We start from the raw sequence: 562 nt of genomic DNA on the forward strand, positions 1-562 counted from the left end.
CGCAGCCGGCGCGACCCCGACGGGAACCCGGTCAGCCCGCTCGGCGACTACACCATCCGCCTGATCGCCGCGGTCATCATCGAACTCGCCTACTACGCCGAGCTGTTCACCGCCGAGCGCTACCCGCCCGGCTTCCTGCCCTGGTCGGGACGATCAGCCTGGGCGGTGACAGGGGCCAACCCGCCCGGGTCCAACACCACCCCGGTAGTGCACCAGCAGGTGCTACAGCCGATGCTCGCCGCCGCGCTCTACCTCGTCGGCACGCTCGCCGAACCCGTCCTCATGCTGCGCCGCGGGCTGGCGGCTCACAAGGACCAGGCCCGCGCGCTGCCCGGCTCGCATGCCACACCCGCCGCCCTGCGGGCGGTGTTGCGCCACCACGAGTCCACCGGCATCCCGTTGGAGCAGGTCGCCGACCACATCGTGCACGGACGGCTCGCCCGAGGCTGGGCCGCCGACGACCCGCTGCTGGCGGTCAACCTGCACGCGCTGGCCCGCCGCACCGGCCGCGCCAAGATCAGCAACACCACCGTGCAGACGCTGCGCCCGGCGATCGAACACA

1 protein-coding gene is annotated in these 562 nt (G+C 72.8%); it reads left to right on the forward strand.

The genetic code is table 11. The features are described from left to right. Window positions 1–562, forward strand: a 562-nt coding sequence (locus tag AC08ON_RS10830; protein ID WP_476616889.1) for a hypothetical protein, incomplete at both ends; no start/stop codon positions are given.

This window comes from Frankia sp. CoWAU3 (genome assembly GCF_977971855.1).